At 41.5% G+C, this 17,612-nt stretch carries 17 protein-coding genes; 11 read left to right on the forward strand and 6 right to left on the reverse strand.

Annotated elements, in window-relative coordinates; genetic code table 11:
• Positions 1-40: 40 nt before the first annotated feature.
• The 8 genes from crr (at position 41) to L2740_RS02400 (ending at position 6,538) form a co-directional block, all read left to right on the forward strand.
• Entirely contained in the window at positions 41-550 is a 510-nt protein-coding gene (gene crr, locus L2740_RS02365) for a PTS glucose transporter subunit IIA (RefSeq protein WP_248948419.1), read from the forward strand.
• 208 nt (positions 551-758) lie between these two features.
• Positions 759-1,103, forward strand: coding sequence for an ArsC family reductase (locus L2740_RS02370; protein WP_476707511.1), 345 nt, complete (start codon positions 759-761; stop codon positions 1,101-1,103).
• Positions 1,100-2,245: a succinyl-diaminopimelate desuccinylase gene (gene dapE, locus L2740_RS02375; protein WP_248948422.1), complete on the forward strand. Its 1,146-nt coding sequence runs from the start codon at positions 1,100-1,102 to the stop codon at positions 2,243-2,245. The genes L2740_RS02370 and dapE overlap by 4 nt, the downstream gene beginning before the upstream one ends.
• Positions 2,236-2,916 (forward strand): M15 family metallopeptidase, encoded by a 681-nt coding sequence (locus L2740_RS02380; RefSeq protein ID WP_248948424.1) that lies wholly within the window; start codon positions 2,236-2,238, stop codon positions 2,914-2,916. The genes dapE and L2740_RS02380 overlap by 10 nt, the downstream gene beginning before the upstream one ends.
• Positions 2,917-2,975: 59 nt before the next feature.
• Complete coding sequence (locus L2740_RS02385) at positions 2,976-3,815, forward strand: alpha/beta fold hydrolase (RefSeq protein ID WP_248948426.1); 840 nt, start codon at positions 2,976-2,978, stop codon at positions 3,813-3,815.
• A gap of 361 nt (positions 3,816-4,176) precedes the next feature.
• A complete protein-coding gene (gene can / locus L2740_RS02390; RefSeq protein WP_248948427.1) occupies positions 4,177-4,785 on the forward strand; it encodes a carbonate dehydratase in 609 nt (202 codons plus the stop codon).
• A 788-nt stretch (positions 4,786-5,573) separates the two neighbouring features.
• A complete protein-coding gene (gene kdsB, locus L2740_RS02395; RefSeq protein WP_248948428.1) occupies positions 5,574-6,311 on the forward strand; it encodes a 3-deoxy-manno-octulosonate cytidylyltransferase in 738 nt (245 codons plus the stop codon).
• Between the two features lie 20 nt (positions 6,312-6,331).
• Positions 6,332-6,538, forward strand: a complete 207-nt coding sequence (locus tag L2740_RS02400) for a DUF2897 family protein (protein WP_248948430.1) — start codon at positions 6,332-6,334, stop codon at positions 6,536-6,538.
• Positions 6,539-6,700: 162 nt separating this feature from the next.
• On the opposite strand, the gene L2740_RS02405 is transcribed toward L2740_RS02400, so the two are convergent.
• The 4 genes from L2740_RS02405 to dapA all read right to left on the reverse strand — a co-directional run bounded on the left by L2740_RS02405 (position 6,701) and on the right by dapA (position 13,333).
• A complete protein-coding gene (locus L2740_RS02405; RefSeq protein WP_248948432.1) occupies positions 6,701-9,793 on the reverse strand; it encodes an efflux RND transporter permease subunit in 3,093 nt (1,030 codons plus the stop codon).
• The gene (locus L2740_RS02410; RefSeq protein WP_248948434.1) at positions 9,790-10,872 is read right to left on the reverse strand and encodes an efflux RND transporter periplasmic adaptor subunit; all 1,083 of its coding nucleotides are present in this window, start codon (positions 10,870-10,872) and stop codon (positions 9,790-9,792) included. Before L2740_RS02410 ends, L2740_RS02405 begins: the two co-directional genes overlap by 4 nt.
• A 475-nt stretch (positions 10,873-11,347) precedes the next feature.
• Positions 11,348-12,445 (reverse strand): outer membrane protein assembly factor BamC, encoded by a 1,098-nt coding sequence (bamC, locus tag L2740_RS02415; RefSeq protein ID WP_248948436.1) that lies wholly within the window; start codon positions 12,443-12,445, stop codon positions 11,348-11,350.
• A gap of 3 nt (positions 12,446-12,448) precedes the next feature.
• Entirely contained in the window at positions 12,449-13,333 is an 885-nt protein-coding gene (gene dapA, locus L2740_RS02420) for a 4-hydroxy-tetrahydrodipicolinate synthase (RefSeq protein WP_248948438.1), read from the reverse strand.
• Between the two features lie 238 nt (positions 13,334-13,571).
• On the opposite strand from dapA, the gene L2740_RS02425 reads away from it, so the two are divergent.
• Both L2740_RS02425 and bcp read left to right on the forward strand, forming a co-directional pair.
• Positions 13,572-14,108, forward strand: a complete 537-nt coding sequence (locus L2740_RS02425) for a glycine cleavage system transcriptional repressor (RefSeq protein ID WP_248471762.1) — start codon at positions 13,572-13,574, stop codon at positions 14,106-14,108.
• A gap of 20 nt (positions 14,109-14,128) precedes the next feature.
• Positions 14,129-14,599, forward strand: coding sequence for a thioredoxin-dependent thiol peroxidase (gene bcp / locus L2740_RS02430; RefSeq protein WP_248948440.1), 471 nt, complete (start codon positions 14,129-14,131; stop codon positions 14,597-14,599).
• Positions 14,600-14,686: 87 nt separating this feature from the next.
• On the opposite strand, the gene L2740_RS02435 is transcribed toward bcp, so the two are convergent.
• Positions 14,687-15,301: a LysE/ArgO family amino acid transporter gene (locus L2740_RS02435; RefSeq protein ID WP_248948601.1), complete on the reverse strand. Its 615-nt coding sequence runs from the start codon at positions 15,299-15,301 to the stop codon at positions 14,687-14,689.
• A 141-nt stretch (positions 15,302-15,442) separates the two neighbouring features.
• Between L2740_RS02435 and L2740_RS02440 the strand changes: the two genes are divergently transcribed.
• Complete coding sequence (locus L2740_RS02440; protein WP_248948441.1) at positions 15,443-16,336, forward strand: LysR family transcriptional regulator ArgP; 894 nt, start codon at positions 15,443-15,445, stop codon at positions 16,334-16,336.
• A gap of 137 nt (positions 16,337-16,473) precedes the next feature.
• Here the strand turns inward: L2740_RS02440 and L2740_RS02445 are convergent, their stop codons facing one another.
• Complete coding sequence (locus tag L2740_RS02445) at positions 16,474-17,589, reverse strand: AI-2E family transporter (protein ID WP_248948443.1); 1,116 nt, start codon at positions 17,587-17,589, stop codon at positions 16,474-16,476.
• Between the last annotated feature and the right edge of the window lie 23 nt (positions 17,590-17,612).

A 17,612-nucleotide genomic window follows, 5' to 3' on the forward strand; every position in this document is an offset into this window, starting at 1 on the left:
CACTTTCATATAGAACAACAAAACGCCAAAGGGGCAATTAATGGGATTTTTGAGCCGTATAAGACGCCTGATCTCAGGACAAACCGAAATATCAGGTGTGATAAACGTATACGCACCGGTTTCGGGTAAAGTAGTCGCAATAGAAAAAGTCCCCGATCCGGTCTTTTCAGAAAAAATAGTCGGAGACGGTTTAGCAATAGAACCTAAAGGTCAGCTAATCAAAGCACCAATTGACGGCCGAATTGGTAAAATTTTCGAAACTAACCATGCATTCAGTATTGAATCAAACGAAGGCTTAGAGATCTTCGTTCACTTCGGCATCGGCACAGTAGAGCTAAGAGGCAACGGTTTTAAACGTCTTGCAGAAGAAGGCCAAGAAGTGAAAATGGGCGATCCAGTTCTTGAGTTTGACCTAGGCTATTTAAAACAACATACCGACAGCTTGTTAACGCCTGTGTTAATCGCCAACATGGAAGATATTCAAGAGATTGACAAAAAGCAGGGCCAGCTTGAAGCTGGCAAAGACGTTATTTTTGCAGTAAAACTTTAAACCTCAAGCTAAAGTTTTATTAAAAGAGCCTATTTAGTCATTAGGCTCTTTTTCATTCCCGCAAACAAAAATCAACATTTAAATGGGCCCAACTTAAAAAGCCTTGAATAACGTTCAAGATTGCTATTTAGCAGCAATTCACCCTTGAGCAGAATCACAAGCAATGCCACAATGCCTGCAACTTATAAAAATAGATCGGAGTACCCTTTTGATACTTTTCGGAATTAAGAATTGCGATACAGTGCGTAAAGCGCGTAAGTGGCTAGAAGCAAATCAATTAGAGGTCACTTTTCATGACTTTCGTGAAGACGGACTCGCAGCAGAGCAAATTGAGCAATGGGTTGAAGCTGTTGGTTGGGAAAGCCTTTTTAACAAGCGCAGTACCAGCTTTAGAAACTTAACTGAAACCGAAAAAAGCGATCTAAACGAGAAAAAAGCCATCGCACTTATGGCTTTATACCCAACGTTAATCAAGCGCCCTGTTTTGGTTACTAACGATCAAGTACAAGTTGGCTTTAAAGAAGCTGATTACCGTAAGTGGTTTAACCTATGAGCGGTGTAGAAGATTCTGCAGTACTCGCATTAGCTAAAGAGCTTATCTCTAGGCAATCAGTTACCCCTTTAGATGAAGGGTGCCAAACGTTAATGGCCGAGCGCCTAGCAAAAGCAGGGTTTACTATCGAGTCAATGGTGTTTGAAGACACCACTAACATGTGGGCACGCAAAGGCACCGACGCACCGCTATTTTGTTTTGCTGGGCATACCGATGTCGTGCCAGTAGGCGATCTTAATCGTTGGCATACACCACCATTTGATCCTGTGGTTATCGATGGGTATCTGCACGGACGAGGCGCTGCCGATATGAAAGGTTCATTAGCTGCAATGCTGGTGGCCACTGAACGCTTTGTCGCTAAACACCCCGCGCATCAAGGCTCGATAGCATTTTTAATTACAAGTGATGAAGAAGGTCCTTTCATTAATGGTACCACTCGGGTAATTGATACCTTAGAAGCGCGTAATGAAAAGATAACTTGGTCACTGGTCGGTGAACCCTCTTCGACTCATAAACTGGGTGACATTGTTAAGAATGGCCGTCGAGGAAGCTTAACGGGTAATCTAACCGTTAAAGGGATCCAAGGCCATGTTGCCTACCCTCACCTTGCAGATAACCCAATTCATCGAGCCGCACCGGCACTGGATGAACTAGCCAAGATGAAGTGGGATAATGGTAATGAGTTTTTCCCACCAACCAGTTTCCAAATAGCTAACATCAACGGCGGTACCGGTGCTTCGAATGTGATCCCCGGCGCGCTAGAAGTAATGTTTAACTTCAGATATTCAACTGAGGTGACAGCAGAAATTTTAATTAAGCGGGTGCTAAACATTCTTGATGCTCACGGCTTAGATTATGAAATTGACTGGGTATTTAATGGCTTGCCTTTCTTAACCGGCGATGGCCCGTTATTAGAAGCAACCAAAGCAGCCATTAAGCAAGTGACAGGTTTAGATACTGATCCACAAACATCGGGCGGCACTTCTGATGGACGCTTTATTGCACCAACTGGCGCTCAGGTCATTGAGCTAGGTCCTGTTAATGCAACGATTCATAAAGTGAACGAGTGCGTTAAAGTTGCCGACCTTGAATTGCTTACCGACTGCTACGAAGCGATTTTGGAACACTTACTTTGCAAATAAATCAAAGTGTTTTATATGGCTTAGATAGTCAACATTTTGTTGATTGTTTAGGCCATCGTTTAGAGCGCCAAACAGCGGCAGCATTTTTACTTATGCAACAGGCTGCTAAAGCTGACAAAATAGATTTACAGATCTGCTCGGCGTTTCGTGACTTCAATAGACAACAATTGATTTGGAATAATAAAGTCGACGGAAAGCGTCCAGTGCTAAACCGAGACTCTATAGCCGTTGATATCACTCTGTTAACCCCAAACGAATTGATCGAACATATCCTAATTTGGTCAGCCATTCCCGGTATGTCTCGTCATCACTGGGGCACTGATATCGATATTTTTGATGGCAATATGATAACCAAGCAAGATTTACAGTTGATTTCAGCAGAGTATCAGCAAGATGGACCTTGTTATAAGCTCAGCCAATGGCTAGATAAACACGCGCAACAGTTTGGTTTTTATTTCCCTTTTCAAGCTGGTTTGAGCGGCGTCAGCCCAGAAGCTTGGCATCTGAGTTATTATCCCGTTGCAGATAAATACACCCAAGGCTTTGACTCAACTGCATTAAAAACCGTATTAGCATCCTCTAGCGTGAATTTGAAAGAGTATATAGTGCCGCAACTTGATGCGCTTATCGCTGAGTATGTCTACCGAGTCGCACCATCGCCAGCAAGTTAAACACCTAAAAATTATTAATTTACACATTAATCGTATTTATATTTAGAGAAACACTACACATGAGCACCACTAGCCAATCTTTTAGCCAACACAGACACCAAATTGAAATCGATGGCAGTACGCTAAGTTACCTTGATATCGGACAAGGTCCAGTGTTACTCATGGGCCATAGTTACTTATGGGATTGTAAAATGTGGGCCCCCCAAATCGCCCTCTTAAGTCAAAACTACCGTTGTATTGTTCCAGAACTTTGGGGGCATGGTTTGTCAGGGAACGTGCCTGCTAACTGCCGTAATTTGAGAGATGTTGCAGCAAATATGCTGACGCTGATGGATAACCTTAAGGTTGACGAGTTTTCTATTATTGGTCTTTCTGTTGGCGCAATGTGGGGCGCAGAGCTTACTCTTAAAGCCCCTTCTCGAGTAAAAAGCCTAGCGATGTTAGGTAGTTTTATTGGCTATGAGCCTGAAATTACACGTGATAAGTATTACGCCATGCTTGATGTCATTAAGGCAGAACAAACTATTTCAGACAAGATTATTCAAGCGATATCGCCGTTGTTCTTTGCAAACCAGCCCAATGCAGAGTTGGTTGCCGGCTTTGAGCAGCAACTACAACAAACCAGCACCGACAAAATAGATTCAATCTACCAGATGGGTAGAATGATTTTTGGTCGACGAGATACAATGGACGATGTAGAACAATTTACCCTACCTTGTTTAATCATGACTGGTGTTGAAGATAAAGCGCGTAGTGTGCTTGAAGGCTATTTAATGCACGATGCTATTAGCGGTAGTCAATATGTGCATATTCCTGAATGCGGTCATATCTCGACTTTGGAGCAAGCGGAATTTGTAAACAATCAGCTAGCTCAATTTTTAGCAAACAATATTAGTTAATCTAAAAACAAGGCAATGGCTCATTCAGACTCATTCCCCGCTGACACACTATGTGGTTGCAAATCTGAATAACTAAATTAAATAACGAAATTGAATAACTAAGTTAAATAAATAAGTTGAAATATTAGGTTGAAACACTAACTGTATGACATAGCGCCGCTACGTAGCAATGCCGTAGTTTAACTAGACTTAGGTTACTATTTAGATATCAATCAGATGAAAAACAACCTATTTGCAACAGAATTAACAAACATTTAAGACAACTTGTCTATATTACTGAGTAGACCAGCAAGCTAAAGCAAAAGTGTTAGACTGCGCTTGCTAAAAGTTTTTCTTAACTGACCGAATAGATAAGAGCAGAATGAAACTATTAAAACCACTTTTTGATAATAACCGCCGCTGGGCTGGTAGAATTTTAGAAGAAGATCCTAAATTTTTCGAAGAACTCGCAAAACAGCAAAGCCCTGAATATCTTTGGATTGGCTGTTCTGATAGTCGCGTTCCGTCAAATCAAATTATCGATCTTATGCCAGGCGAAGTTTTTGTACACAGAAACATTGCCAATATGGTTATTCACACTGATCTTAATTGCTTATCTGTATTGCAATATGCAGTAGAAGTTTTGAAAGTGAAGCACATTATGGTTGTAGGTCATTATGGCTGCGGCGGAATTAAAGCTTCAATGGGCACTGACAGATTAGGTCTAATTGACAATTGGTTAGGTCATATCCGCGATATTTATCGGATCCATAGAGCAGATCTTGACAGTATGGACGAAGATGAACGCTTTGACCGTCTTTGCGAATTAAACGTGATGGAACAAGTGGCTAACGTAACGAGTTCGAGCATCGTTCAAGACGCATGGGATAGAGGCCAAGAGTTAGCCGTGCACGGTTGGATCTACAGCGTAGAAAACGGTTTACTTTCAGATTTAGATGTCACCGTTAATAACGATACTGACAAAGAGTAATACGCTAAATCCTTTGGCATAACTCAAATCAGTCGCTAATAGGCCTACTCCTTATTAGCCTATTTAAAAGCTAATTCAGTGTTCTTGCTGAATTGGCTTTTTTGTTTTAATGGCCAAACCTATTTTTGAATTATTTGGCCTGAAACAGCACCAGAAGTGGCAGTTGTAATGGAAGCGGCTTTACCTTCAGTTATAACTTTGAGCATATCCGTTACAATCTCTGAATACCTCAAAAATGAATGCTATATCAACTGTACTGAATAATTCACTGGCATTGATATCTATAAGTTTGCCAACGCATTTGCTGAAAAATCAATGCCGCTTTACTGTGAAGTATTTATAGATGTGCGTAGCGAAAAAGATGATAAACTAATGGAAGCATCTTATGCCCGATATTAGCACAACCCACAGCCAAATTGGCGCCTGGCACGCTGTACCTTATGAACTCGGCTACGTATCAGGTTATTATCACGGGATCGGCAACAGCTAGCATTTAACGCCTTAGTAAAACTTTCCTGAAGGCGTAGCTGATTTTCGTAAAATGATGGCAACTCGTGATACTGTGCAGGCTAAGAAGGTTTGCCAAGATCTGACTGATGAAACTATCACTAAAATAGTAGCGGGCACTAAAACATGGGCCCTTTATGGAATAATGTTTACGGCTCAGTCTTGCAAGAAAAAATCACCGACGAAATGCACACTGGGTTGTTTCGCCGTATTTAAACGCTTACTAAGCATTGGTAGGCTTCAATGACGAAGCCTACGTAATATTAAAATAGGTAAATTGAATGAATGTAACCTTGTTAATCCCTGCTCGTTATGGCTCTAGCCGTTTCCCTGGTAAACCACTGGCTCCTATTAATGGCAAGCCTATGATCCAACATGTGTATGAACGTGCAGCGTTAGCAAAAGGCATCAAAGACATCTATGTAGCAACTGATGATGTGCGCATTAAAGATGTAGTAGAAGGCTTTGGCGGTAAAGTTGTTATGACAGGTGAAAATGCTGCATCAGGTACCGATCGTATCGATGAAGCAATTACTATCCTAGGCTTAGCTGATGACGATTTAGTGATTAACTTGCAAGGCGACCAACCACTAATCGACCCGATTGTTATTGAGCAACTTGTAGGCCTATGCGAGCGTCATCCTGGCGAATTTGATATGGCAACCTTAGGAGTTGAGATCAAAGATGAAGTTCAGCTAAACGATCCTAATCATGTAAAAATGGTGTTCGATAATAATCACAATGCATTGTACTTTTCACGTGCTCGCATTCCTTTTGGCCGCGACACTAGCGAATATCCAGTTTACAAACACATTGGGATCTACGCTTATACACGTAAATTCATTCAAACGTTCGCTAAGTTACCTTTAGGCCGTTTAGAAGAGCTAGAAAAGCTAGAACAACTTCGCGCTCTTGAATACGGTTATAAAATTAAAGTCGCTATTAGTGCTTTTGATTTTCCAGAAGTGGATACTCCAGAAGATATTCGCATCTGTGAAGCACGATTGGCAGTTGAGTAAATAAAGGGGCGATAAAGGTTATGTCAGATCTTGAAGTTGCACTGCTTATCTTGTTTGTACTTGGTGTGATCGCTAGTAATCTTGCGGTGCTAAAGTACAGTGCTAAACATAAAATGACTCATTTTGGTAAAGATCACGATAAACAGATCAAGACCACAGATAAAGTTGATGAGCAAAGTAAGCAAACTGAAACTAAAACAGCTGAGCTTAACCATAAAGATAAATAGTCGCCTGTAGAGCAAATTAATCTGTTAAAGATTTGAACCGGTCCAGAATATGGAACTCGTTTAAGCTAAGCATTATTCACTCAGTACATAACCACAAAAAAGGCGCCTTAGGCGCCTTTTTTATTAGTCTCAATTAGCTATTAATCAGCAAAGATTAAATCACTATTCAGCTAGCTCTTTTTCAAGCTGTTTCGCAATCATTTCTGGCGAACCTGAATTTTTTGCCATCAATGAATACGCAACTGGAATAACAAACAAAGTAAAGAAAGTTGCTAAAGTGATCCCCGATAATACAACCACACCAATAACAAAACGAGTTTCAGCGCCGGCCCCTTCAGCTAATACTAAGGGTATTGCACCTGCTGCAGTCGTGATCCCCGTCATCAAGATAGGTCTTAAGCGTTGACTGGCGGCTTGGATAATCGCATCTTGGAATGCTAACCCTTTATCTCGCAACTGATTAGCAAACTCAACAATAAGAATACCGTTTTTAGCCGCTAAGCCCACCAGCATGATAATACCAATTTGACTATAGATATTAAGGGTTTGCCCTGTTGCCCATAAGCCAATAAGCGCGCCTAAAGTGGCTAAAGGTACCGTCAGCATGATCACCATTGGATGAATATAACTTTCAAACTGCGCCGCTAATACTAAGAATACGATGCCGAGAGCGAGAATAAATACAAAGTACATAGAGTTACCAGAATCTTGGTAATCCAATGATTGGCCTTTGTAGCTCACAATTGCTTCTGCAGGTAGGTATTCATGAGTGAGATCATTCAAATAATCAAGCGCCTCACCTAAGCTATAACCATCGGCTAAGTTAGCTTCAATAGTAATGGCCCGCATCCGGTTGTAGCGGTTAAGTTGGCTAGCATCAGCAAACTCTTCCACATGGACTAGATTCGATAACGGGATCAGCTCTTTGCTTCTATCAGAGCGCACATATATATTTTCTAAATCACTGGCGGTGTTTTGATTATCGCGATTACCTTCAATAATCACATCATACTCTTCACCGTCACGCATAAAGGTTGTGACTAAACGCGAGCCTAACATCGACTCTAGAGTTCGGCCAATATGGGAAATCGACACCCCAAGATCCGATGCTCTATCTTTATCGATAACCACTCTTAACTGCGGTTTAGTCTCATTATAATCATGATCTAAACCAACCAGATTCGGATTTTCTTTAGCTTTTTCGATAATGATGTCACGCCACCTAGCGAGCTCTTCATAGCTTGGCCCCCCCAGTACAAACTGCACGGGTTTACCGACTCCGCGGCCAAAGGCTTGGCGCATAACCGGGAACGCCCGAACACCAGCTAGATCCGACAACCTGCCGCGAATATCACCAATAATTTCAAATGCACTGCGTCTAACCGCCCAATCTTCTAATACAATAATTGCCATACCATTTGAAAAGTTGGCACTACGACCAAACCCACGGGGCGCACGAATAAGCAAACGTTTGATTTCACCCGCTTCGACTAATGGCATTAAGCGGTTTTCAATCTCATCCATGTAAGATTCGATGTATTCAAAACTGGCACCTTGTGGACCATTCACAATCAAGAACATAGAACCACGATCTTCTCGCGGAGCAAATTCTTGTGGTACCTCTTTGGCTAAAAACGCACTACTTACCAAGGCAATTAAAATAAGTGATGAAACCAAATATGGATGGCGCATCGCCTTTTTTAATGTGCTGCGATAGACATCTGATAGTTTATCCATCCCCGCATCAATTTTACGCACCAACCAAGGATCTTGCGACGAAGGCTTCAGCACTTTCGAACACATCATTGGACTTAATGTTAATGCCACTATGCTAGAGAAAATAACTGCCGCGCTCATCGCAACGGCAAACTCTTTAAATAATTTACCTAAATCGCCCTCTAAAAAAGTGATTGGCATAAACACAGCAACCAATACTAAAGTCGTGGCAACAACTGCAAAAGCTACTTCACGTGACCCTAAATAAGCCGCCTTTAGTGGAGAGTCGCCCTCTTCTATACGTCTATGAATGTTTTCAAGTACAACAATAGCATCATCTACCACCATACCAATCGCTAAAATCATCGCCAGTAGCGTGAGCAAGTTAATGGTATAACCAAGGGCAAACAATACGATAAAAGTCGCCATTAAAGACACTGGAACGGTTAACGCCGGAATAAGCATGGCACGCACGCTGCCTAAAAACAGGTAAATCACTACAATAACCAAAAACATAGCAATAAATAGCGTTTGATAAACCTCTTTAACCGACGCTTCAATAAACACTGAACTGTCATAAGAGCGTTTAATCTCCATGCCTGCCGGAAGCGTTGGATTAATCTGATCAACTAACTTATTGGCAGCACGGGCAACATCTAACGTGTTAGCGGTAGATTGCTTAGATACACCCAAGCCAATCATCGACTCTCGGTTACCTCTAAAGGTAATTCGCTCCTCTTCTGATCCAATTTCAACTTTAGCCACATCGCCTAGTTTTATCAGATAACCATCGTCTCCCTCAGCTAATACCAAATTGGCAAAGTCATCAGAGGTTTTAAAACTACGCTCTAAACGTACGGTAAAATGACGCTCTTTTGATTCAACACTACCAGCCGGTAATTCAACGTTTTCTGAACGTAGCGCCGACTCAATATCGGCAACGGTCAAGTTACGAGCGGCAAGTGCTTGTCTGTCGATCCATACCCGCATAGCGTACACTTTACCGCCGCCAAGACGCATATTGGCAACGCCATCGATGACCGAGAATCGGTCGATTAAATAACGTCTCGCGTAATCGGTTAGCTGCAAAGTTGTCATCTGATCAGACACCAAGTTCAGCCACATAATCACTTCATCTCCACCATTGGCTTTTTGCACCTCTGGTGGATCAGCTTCCTCTGGCAGGTTGTTCAATAGACCTGAAACGCGATCACGTACATCATTTGCAGCAGCTTCAATATCGCGGCCTACATCAAATTCTAATGTCACATTAGAGCGGCCATCACTGCTAGATGAGCTGATATGCTTAATACCTTCTACACCACTAATTCTATCTTCAACTAATTGGGTAATTCGGCTTTCAACCACGGCAGCACTCGCGCCGCGGTAATTGGTTTGAATCGATACTACGGGCGGATCAATATTGGGGTATTCTCTTAATGGCAACTTCTCAAATGCAACTAAGCCAAAGACAATTAATAAGATACTAATAACTGAAGCGAATACCGGTCGCTTAACCGAGAGATCAGTTAAAATCATACTACAGGCTCCACGCTAGCCTGCTTAAGAAAACTAAAGCGCTCACTAAAAGTCACTTTAACTTTATCGCCAGGTCTCACCTTCAACAGCCCACGAATAACAATTTGCTCGTCAAGCGCGACACCATCAATGATCTCTACCCAACCACGCTTACGAAGGCCTAGTTCTACCTGCTTTTGCTCAATAACACCTTCATCATTAACCCAATACACATAATGTCTGTCTTGAATGGGGATTATGGCTGATTCAGGAAGAATGAGTGCATCGCGACTGGTTTTAATCAATTTTACTTTCATTAACATACCAGGTAGTAAACGCTGTTTTGGATTAGGTATTTCAGCTCTCACAATAACTGCACGAGTTTTTGGATTAATGCGGCTGTCAATAGACACCACTTTTCCTTCAAATACTTCACCATCAAAGGCAACTGCTGTCGCCTCAACTTTTTTGCCTAATGCAAGCGACTGTAAGAAACGCTCTGGTACAGAAAAGTCTAACTTGATAACCGATATATCATCGAGTGTAGTAATTGCGTTGCCCGGTGATACCAGCGCACCGGTGCTCACCTGTCTTAGCCCTAGTGCGCCACTAAAGGGAGCAGTGATTCGGCGATCACGTAATGCAGATTCAGCCTGCGCTAACTCGGCTTTTGCCGTATCAATCAATGTTTGTAGACGGTCGCGCTCAAGCTCCGCGATTGTTTGGCTAGTGACCAGTGTTCTGATCCGCTCTAGCTCACGTTGATGATCTTTAACTTTAACTTTTGCTACCGTAACTCGAGCACGTTGCTCACTATCTTGAAGTTGCACCAGCAAGCGGCCCTTATCAACCAAATCGCCGTCGTTAAAGTTTACCTTAGTCACAACCTCAGTCACTTTGGCGGTGACAGTAATAGACTCATTCGCTTTACTCGTGCCAAGCGCTTCAACTTCATCACGTATCGGTTCCATCGATGCTTTAGTGACCACAACGTTAGGTGTAGGCCGTGAGTTCTTGGCTTGTGTGACCGGCGCTTGCTGGTTATAGAAATATCCCGCGGCAACTAAGAGGATTAAGACAATTATTATTATTTTTTTCATGATGCCTTCATAAACTACTTTCAATTGTCGTTAGTTTACCTAGACATAACTTTGCTTCAATACGTTTTACTTTTTCTTACAAATGACACAATTCAGTCACACCCTTCCATAGGTAACAACGCCATATTTAACAGGATAAGTCATACACGGCTAAGACTGTCCCTAACGACACAAAACAATTAAAATCAAATTGAAACAGCCGCTTACTACCCACAAAGAATCACTTATCGATAGGTTCCAAAGCAAGTATTTCAACTTAGGCTAACAAATGTCGGCTGTTATAGATTTAGTGACATTTTGTATCAAGACTGGCCTAACCATCAGAGAGCTTGATTTTTAAGCATAAAAAAGGAGCCATTAGGCTCCTTTTAGATATTACTTACATAGATAAGTGCTTTTTAGCGTTTGCGCTCGTTGTTATAGCTAGGTGCTAACACTCACGAGCTCATTTAACTGGCTAATAAAACAAACTCACTTAACGAACCTTGCGGTCTTCTTGCATTAGTTCAGAGAAACCTTCATAAACCGCGGTAACAACCTCATTAGAAAGTGGTTGATTTTCAGCGTTTAACAAATGGATTTCTGTTTTATCGTTTGCACCATCTTTAAGTTCAATGCGATAAGATCCCGCTTCAATTGGCAGTTCTTTTTCGCTCCACAATGAGCTCCAGAAACCAGAGTCATCTGTCACATTGATGTAAAGCAAACCTTTATTGCTGTCCATATCAACGATTTCAAAGCCCATTTCTGGAAGAACAATACGTAAACGATCCCAAGTACGCTTAAACTTAGCGTCAGCTAACCAGTATGCCTGCTCTTCAGCTTCATTCACTAGGTTAACATCAATACCTAAGCTTTCTTTCAAACGCTTAGCCTTAAGTGCTTTGGCACGTTCAATACTGATATAACTGATAGAATCATTAAGTCTATCGATAGTGTAACGACGCTTATCTTCACCACTTAACAGTACTTCTTGAAGGTCGCCATCGTAGCTTTCTTCATGTTCGATTAAATCGATAGTTAAGTTACCACTACGACCATGTGGACGCACATCTACGGTGTACAAGTAACGTTGCTTTAACTTGTAAACTTTATCACTGCCCCAAAGACTAGACTCGATAACTTCGTCGCTTTCAATCCAATCTGTTTCAAGTGTACCTTTATCAAAATCTTCACTGCGTAGTGGGATTGATTTCTTAGCAAAGTACTCTTTTAACACGTCGAATAATTCTTGCTTTAGTGAGATATCGTTGTCAATTGACTCAACCACAACTTTAATATTCTCACTGCCCTCTTCAACTCGCGTCCCTTCCGCCATAGGTAAAACCTGTAATGGTGGACGAATGTCGAGTCTGTTACCCACTAAGTTTTGATCAACTTTAGCGCCAACTTCAGGAATATCATATTCCTTACTGTAGGTAGGTTGATTCAAGCCTTCAGGGATAATCAATTTCGGCGCTACAGTTAAGTCTTGATAGTTTTGATCTATATCGTTTGCTAACTTTCTTTCAGTTGGCGTACTGCAAGCAGATACAGCAACAACTAAAATTAAAGGAGATATTTGCTTTAGCATTTATTATTGAACCTCTATTCGGGCATTTTTCATCGCTTCTAGCAACAGACCATGAAACTGACTAGAAAGTTCAGTCAAAGGTAAACGAATTTCATTTTGACTGATGAGTCCCATGCGGTGAGCAGCCCACTTTACAGGTATTGGATTCGCTTCGCAAAATAGTACTGAAAATAAATCTTTAATCGATTCTTCAGCTTCTAACGCAGCAGGTAAATTACCGGCTAATGCTGCAGCACACATCGCTTTAAATTGCGCTGGAACTATGTTGTTGGCAACAGAAATAACGCCATTGCCACCTAAAGTTAAAAACTCTCTGGCTGTAGCATCATCACCGCTATAAAGCATAAAGTCATCGCCGCAAAGACGACGTAGCTCTTTAACGCGTGACAAATCACCAGTCGCTTCTTTAACGCCGATGATGTTACCAACACCCACCAGCTGAGCAACGGTTTCAGGTAACATATCAACCGCTGTGCGTCCTGGTACGTTATATAAAATTTGTGCAATGTCTGTGCTTTGCGCAACGGCTGTGTAATGAGCAATTAAGCCTTTAGGAGTTGGCTTATTGTAGTAAGGCGTTACGCCAAGCATTGCCGCTACACCCGTTTTTGAAAGCGCTTTAGTTAATTCAATCGCTTCAGCTGTGGCATTTGCGCCATTGCCACCAATAACTGGAATACGGCCAGCGGCAAATTTAACCGTGTGCTCAACGACCGCAATGTGTTCTTTTGGGGGGAGTGTTGCTGACTCACCAGTTGTGCCAACGGCAACTATGGCGTCAGTACCTTGGGCGATATGGTACTCAACTAAACTTTCAAGACTCTTATAATCTACTGTGCCATCACTATTCATTGGCGTGATTAAGGCAACGATGCTTCCGTATATCATGTGTATTCCCCAAGGGTTCAGGACTGGCTATGGTACTGATGCAATCCACTAAAAACAAGCACTAGAACGCAAGACTTAAGCATAATCGTCATCAAGTTGAAACATATTAAATTAGTGGCCTGATCACAATGACAGAGATCGCAAACGGATTAACTTGTGATAGCATTAGCTACCACAAATAAAACGCGCTTTTCAATTGGCGCTTTTTTAGTCTAAAAATAATAATATGGGGTACTGAATGTCCAATCACTTAGTCGTTACTGCAATGGGGGCCGATCGCCCAGGTATTGTGAGTAAGTTTGCACGACTCGCGAGTGAGTGTGATTGCGATATCGTAGATAGTCGCATGGCACTATTTGGTAATGAATTTACCTTAATCATGATGCTTGCGGGTTCATGGCCATCAATCACTAAAATGGAAACCTCGTTACCGAGTTTAAGTGTTGAGCTTGAATTACTAACGGTAATGAAGCGTACATCTAAGCATACGCCTCAAAACTACATTTCTCGTTTAGACATCAGCTTTAGCGGTCGCGACCAACGTGGCACCATGGGTAAAATTACCCAATTTATGGCAGAGCGCTCACTTGATATTGCTGCAGTAAAATCCCATGCTGAAGAAGATGAATCAGGTAATCCGACTCAAAACATTAACTTAACCATTAATGTGCCTGAAAAAGTTGATGTAGATAAATTAGAAGTGGGTGTACTTGCACTTGCAGATGAATTAGTACTTGAATGCACTATTGAACGTATGCAAGGTGTAGAAAGCTAAATAAAAGGAATCGAGAACATATGAATACCTTAACAGTGGGCGATAAAGCGCCGCTATTTACTCTACAAAACCAATTTGACGAAACCATTAGCCTAGAAGCAGAACTAAAAAAAGGCCCGGTACTTGTCTATTTCTACCCTAAAGCATCAACGCCAGGATGCACAGTGCAAGCCTGTGGTTTAAGAGATAGTAAAGAGCCGCTTAATGAATTATCAGTAACAGTTCTTGGCTTAAGTCCTGATCCTGTTGCTAAACTTGCAAAGTTTTCTGATAAGCAATCGCTAAACTTTTCGCTTTTAAGCGATGAAGATCATGCTATTGCAGACGCTTTTGGCGTGTGGGGTGAAAAGAAGTTCATGGGCAAGATATACGATGGAATTCATCGCCTTAGCTTTTTAGTTGGCCAAGATGGTAATATCGCTCACGTATTTAATAAGTTTAAAACTAAAGATCACCACGAAGTTGTATTAGCTCATTTACAAAATAGCTAATTTCAATCTGAAATCGTTTTTACTTATTGAATAATGAAAGGAGCCTAATGGCTCCTTTTTTAGATCTAGCTAAAGCTAATTTATGCGTTACACAATATACGGATACATAAGTGCTGCGGCTATCGACCACATAGTGATACAAATAAAACGGTCTAAATAACACCAAGCTTTTGGCTTTTTAAATATAGGACTCAAGTATTTAGCGCCTAAACTTAAACTAAAGAACCATACAAAAGAAGCTAACACAGCGCCAGCACCAAACCACTGCTTCTCTGTCCCTTCAAATTGCACGCTAATACTGCCAAGTAATACCACAGTATCAAGATACAAATGTGGATTCAGCAAACTAATCGCTAAGGTGGTCAACACCGCTTTTTTCAAACTATCAGCCGCAAGGGCGTCATCACTATCAAGACGGTTTTCGTTAAAAGAAGACTTCAGCGCGCTATAACCGTAAAACAATAAAAAAATTGCACCGCCAAAACTCGCAATATCCTTTATTAAAGGAAATGCCAAGATTAAATGGCCTAAACCAGCAACACCCGCTGTAATCATAACTGCATCGATAAAAGAGCAAATTGCTGCAATAGGCAACGAATGTGAACGCTTAAGCCCTTGTTTTAAAACAAATGCATTTTGTGCGCCTACTGCCATAATTAGGCTACCGCCTATCCCCATACCTTGAATAAATGCTGTTTGCATTACTGCCTCAAAACCGTCGAAATTAATAGGACGCAAGAATAATCTCTGGACAAAAATAAGTACAACTAATAAATTTAATAACGTATTAAAAATACTTATATCGCAAAACCTTTACTAAAATTCAAACCAAGTAAGGTCATTATGTTTGACTACGCCCATCTAAAAGCACTTTCGATTGTTGTATCACAAGGCGGATTTGATAAAGCTGCACAGCACCTTTTCATCAGCCAATCCGCGGTTTCACAGCGAATAAAACAGCTAGAAGATAAAGTTGGCCAGTCGCTGCTCATTCGGGCAAATCCGGTGCGGCCGACAGAAACAGGAAAAAGGTTATTGCGTCATTATGCACAGGTGCAATTACTCGAAAGCGAATTACGTTCAGAGATGGATGTTGATGATCCATCACTACCGACAATTGTAAAAATAGCCGTTAATGCCGACAGCTTAGCAACTTGGTTTTTACCCGCATTAGCCGAAGTGTTTAAACATCATAAATGGCTACTTGAATTGATCATTGATGATGAAGCGTATACTCATAATCTACTAAAAAATGGCGAAGCGGTTGGCTGTGTGACAACCTCCCATTTGGCGCTAACTGGTTGCAGCAGTGAGTTTCTCGGTCATATGGAGTATCTGTGTGTCGCTACGCCGGCTTTCATAGAACACTATTTTGAAGCCAACTCATCCATCGAAGACATTGCTCTCGCCCCAGCGGTTGTGTTTTCAACTAAAGATAAACTACATGATAAATTTTTGAGCTTTTATTTTGGGATCACTGATAAAAGTTGGCGCGAACACAAAATCCCCTCCTCTGAGAGCTTTTTAGAAGCGATTAAAATGGGGATGGGTTACGGACTAGTTGGTCACTTGCAAGCTCAATCACTTTTGGACTCAGGCGAACTCGTCGAAGTATTTCCGAACAAAAGAATGCAAGTACCTTTATATTGGCAACACTGGAATATTAAAGCCAAGCAAACCAGCGTTATCTATCGCTCATTAGCGGCAAGTGCCCAAACTGCGTTAATCATTCCCTAATGAATTTCAGCAGGAAAGCATAAAGCTAATTCAACACTCTGATCTAGCGAGCACCATGTTAATCTGTTAAAAAGCGCCATTAAAAAAGCAGCATAAATGCTGCTTTTTAGATTTAAAGTATGTTGCCTACTTGACTGTTAAGATGCTTCTTTTTCAAGCTTTGCGGTAGTTTCGTCACTGTTAACTCTCGCAGTGGATTGGGCCTCAGGGACTGGCCAAGCGTTAATAACCGCTTTAACAAGTGAGGCCAACGGGATCGCAAAAAATACTCCCCACACTCCCCATAAACCACCAAAAATTAATACCGCAGCAATAATAAATACCGGATGCAAATCAACCGCATCAGAAAATAAAATCGGGACTAATACATTGCCATCAAGCGCCTGAATAACACCGTAACCGACCATCAAGTAGCCAAACTCAGGACTCACACCCCACTGAAAAAATGCTACCAGTGCAATTGGCAAAGTGACCAAGGTTGCACCAACATAAGGAATTAGCACTGATAAACCGGTCAAAACTCCAAGCAGTGCTGCATAACGCAGATCCATAAACGCAAAAAAGATATAACTGACCACGCCAATTATCACGATCTCAATGACCTTACCGCGAATATAGTTAAAGATCTGCTGATGCATTTCGTTCCACACTTTACGCGCTAAATCACGGTTAGTTGGAAAAAATCGCTTACTGCCTTTAATAAGCTCGTCTTTATCTTTTAAAAAGAAAAACACCAACAAGGGGATCAAAATTGCGTACACCATCACCACTAATACAGAAGCCGAGTACCCGAGTAGCTGCTTACCAATATCAAGTAAATGCTGGGTATCAAGCATTTTTTTAATCTCTTCCACCATGATATCAAGCTGATCGGGATTGACGAACTGTGGATACTGATTGATGTAACTTTGAGCAGTGATTAAGCCTTTGTCTATCATACTGGGAAGATCAGCAATAAGGCTTACACCTTGTTTCCAGATACTAGGAACTAAACCAAAAGTAATTAATAACATTAAGCCAATAAACAGGACTAATACTAGCGATGCGGCTGTAGTTCGGTTGATCCCAATCCGAGCCATCTGGGCGACGGGCCACTCAAGTAAAAATGCCAAAACGAGGGCGATTAATAATGGGGCTAACAAACCACCCGCAAAGTAGATTGCAAGCGCAAGACCTGCAAGAATAAGGACTAAAGTAACAGCTTGTGGATCACTAAAACGCTCTTTATACCAACGACTTAAAACAGATAACATTCATACTCCCTAGTTTGACGACC

Source organism: Shewanella pneumatophori, assembly GCF_023283895.1.
In the GTDB taxonomy this organism is placed as follows: Bacteria; Pseudomonadota; Gammaproteobacteria; order Enterobacterales; family Shewanellaceae; genus Shewanella; species Shewanella pneumatophori.